Genomic DNA, 3,520 nt, shown 5'->3' on the forward strand with positions numbered 1-3,520 from the left:
GATCCACCGGTTGGGCACAACTTTGTTCCAATAATCCTCAGGAAGTTATGGACTTTGCCCTGATTTCTCAAGCTGCCACGCTGGAGTCACGGGTTCCTTTTCTCCATTTCTTTGATGGTTTCCGTACTTCATCAGAAGTTCAGAAAATTGAAGAACTATCTCTGGACGATATGCGCCAGATGATTGATGAGGATCTGGTGACGGCTCATCGGCAGCGGGCTCTTTCTCCCGATGCTCCAGTCCTACGTGGTACTGCTCAGAACCCCGATGTTTTCTTCCAGGGTCGTGAGTCGGTGAACCCCTACTACACCCATCTTCCTGAACTGGTTCAGGCACAGATGGATAAATTCTCTAAGTTGGTCGGTCGCCAGTACAACCTGGTCGATTACGTTGGGGCCCCGGATGCTGAGCGGGTTGTGGTGATGATGGGCTCCGGCTGTGATGCGATGGAAGAGACCGTTGACTATCTGGTCAGCCAGGGCGAAAAGGTTGGCCTGATCAAGATTCGCCTGTTCCTCCCTTTCCCGATTGAGCAATTCTGTAAGGCAGTTCCTGCTTCAGTGAAGCAGATTGCTGTTCTTGATCGTACCAAAGAGCCGGGTTCTATTGGTGAGCCCCTCTATCAGGCAGTTCGTACCGCTATTGGTGAGGGAATGGTTGAAGACTTGACCAGCTTTGAAGGTTATCCAATCATTGTTGGTGGACGTTATGGTCTTGGTTCCTTCGAATTTAATGCTGGAATGTGTAAAGGGGTTCTTGACAACTTGGCTGCTGCCAAGCCAAAGAACCATTTTATTATCGGCTTTGAAGATGATGTCCTGCAGGAAAGCCTCGAGTTTGATCCTGATTTCGAAGTTCCGTTTGAAGGTTACTCTGCCATGTTCTTTGGTCTGGGCTCCGATGGTACCGTTGGTGCCAATAAAAACTCGATCAAGATTATCGGTGAGTGTACTGACAATAAAGTTCAGGCTTACTTCGTTTATGATTCGAAAAAAGCGGGTAGCATGACAACCTCACATTTGCGCTTTGGTAAGGAAGAGATCAAGAAAACCTATCTGATCTCCAAAGCTGATTTTATCGCTTGCCATAATCCTGCTTTCCTTGACAAATATGACATGCTGAATGGTGCTAAAGAGGGGGCGACATTCCTTCTTAATACTCCTTATAATAAAGATGAAGCCTGGGGGCATCTGCCGAAGCTGGTACAACAGCATATCGTTGATAAAAAATTGAAATTCTACGTTATTGATGGCGTCTCGCTTGGCGAGAAGATTGGTCTCGGGCCACGTATCAATGTCATTATGCAGACCGCATTCTTTAAAATTTCCGGCATCATCCCAATCGATCAGGCAGTCAAAGAGATTAAAGATGCTGTGGTCAAATCGTATGGCAAAGCAGGTGAAAAAGTTGTCAATATGAATAAGCAGGCGGTTGATGAAGGCCTGATCAGTATTGCTGAAGTGACTGTTCCAGCGACAGCTGATAGTGCCATTGAGATGAAGATCGGTCAGTGGGATGGTTACTCTGATATGGTCAAGAAAACCCTCGGTCCAATTATTGATGGGTTTGGTCATGAACTACCCCTCTCTGCTATGCCGGTTGATGGAACCTTTCCGACTGGAACTTCCTGTGTTGAAAAACGCAATATTGCTATTACAACTCCGGTTTGGGACAAGGATATTTGTATCCAGTGTGGTATCTGTTCTTTCGTTTGCCCACATGGCACCATCCGGATGAAAATTTATGATGAAAAAGAGCTGGAAGGGGCTCCTGAAACCTTCAAATCTTGTGCAGTAAAAGGTAAAGGGATGGAAGGTAAGCTTTACACCCTGCAGGTTGCCACAGAAGATTGTACCGGTTGTGGTGCCTGTGTGCACAATTGTCCGGTCAATAGCAAGACAGAGGAAGGTCGCAAGGCCATTAACATGGCTTCCCAGCCACCGTTACGTGAAGCTGAGTCTAAAAACTTCGAGTTTTTCCTCAATCTGCCCGATACCGATCCGGCACTGTTCAACCGGGCAACTCTCAAAGGGAGTCAGCTGTTACCGCCGATGTTTGAATTCTCTGGAGCCTGTGCTGGTTGTGGTGAGACCCCATTTGTCAAACTCTGTTCCCAGTTGTTTGGTGACCGGATGCTGGTTGCTAATGCGACCGGGTGTTCATCAATCTATGGCGGTAACTTACCAACCACTCCATGGACAACACGGAAAGATGGTCTGGGGCCAGCATGGAGTAACTCCTTGTTTGAAGATACTGCCGAGTTTGGTTTCGGCATGCGTCTGGCGGTTGATAAAATGGCTGACTATGTCAGAGAGCTGCTGGAAAAAAATATCGCTTGTGATTGTGCTGCCTGTAAGGGAACCGCAGATTTGAAACGGCAGATTCTGGATGCCGCACAGGATAGTCAGGATGCCATTGAAGAACAGCGGGCACGAGTTGCCCAACTGAAGGCAATTGAGGAAAAATGCTCAGACGAAACAGCCAAGCCGATTTTGGTCAATATTAATTATCTGGTTAAAAAATCGGTCTGGGCTCATGGTGGTGACGGTTGGGCTTATGACATTGGCTACGGTGGTCTGGATCATGTTCTCGCTTCCGGTGAGAATATCAATGTTTTGGTTATGGATACCGAGGTGTACTCCAATACTGGTGGTCAGGCCTCCAAGGCAACGCCGATGGGAGCTGTTGCCCAGTTTGCTGCCGGTGGTAAAACTCAACCGAAAAAGGATCTGGGGATGATCGCCATGTCCTACGGCAATATCTATGTTGCCAAGGTTTCTCTGGCAAATCCGGCTCAAGCGGTCAAGGCATTCATTGAGGCTGATGCCTATGATGGTCCATCACTGATCATTGCTTACACTCACTGTATTGCCCACGGTATCGATATGGCAAGTGCTGTTGATGGGTGTAAACAGGCTGTCGCTTCCGGTCACTGGCCGCTGTACCGCTACGATCCACGCCGTGCTGCAGAAGGCAAAAATCCGCTGCAATTGGAGAGCAAGGATCCAACCATCTCTTTTTCAGATTATGCTCTTAAGCAGAACCGCTACAAGGTTCTGAAGAAGATCAACCCCGAAGCGGCTGAAACGTTGATGGGTGAAGCCGACAAGATTACGGCTGATCGTTATGACATGCATAAAAAACTGGCAGCAATGCAGTTTGGTGAAGACGAATAAAGCTGATTCATTACAGCTGAGCTAAAAAGGCTCCTGACATTAACTTGTCGGGAGCCTTTTTTTGTATAGCCCTCATATTTTATTTTGCATAAACTGTTCGCAGGGTTTTAGGAAATTTTTCTGTGTTAATGGGTATTCCATGACCGAACTATTTTTTGTTTTTTTCAATGTTATTCTACCGGTTTTCGGTATTGTTCTGCTTGGGACTATGCTTGGACAGAGATTGGAACTGCAAGCCAGAACCCTGACTCGGGCTGCCTATTATATTTTTGTTCCGGCATTTATCTTTCAGGCTATCAGTACAGCAGAGGTTCCTTTCACCAGTACTGTCAGGATGCTCACCT

Annotated in this window: 2 protein-coding genes; both read left to right on the plus strand. The window is 47.1% G+C overall.

Annotated elements, in window-relative coordinates:
* Positions 1-3,176, plus strand: a 3,176-nt coding sequence (gene nifJ, locus U9Q77_05940) for a pyruvate:ferredoxin (flavodoxin) oxidoreductase (GenBank protein ID MEA3286898.1), incomplete at its 5' end; no start/stop codon positions are given.
* 139 nt (positions 3,177-3,315) lie between these two features.
* The coding region (locus U9Q77_05945; protein MEA3286899.1) for an AEC family transporter at positions 3,316-3,520 on the plus strand (205 nt) is incomplete at its 3' end.

This window comes from Candidatus Neomarinimicrobiota bacterium (genome assembly GCA_034716895.1).
In the GTDB taxonomy this organism is placed as follows: Bacteria; Fidelibacterota; UBA8477; order UBA8477; family JABMPR01; genus JABMPR01.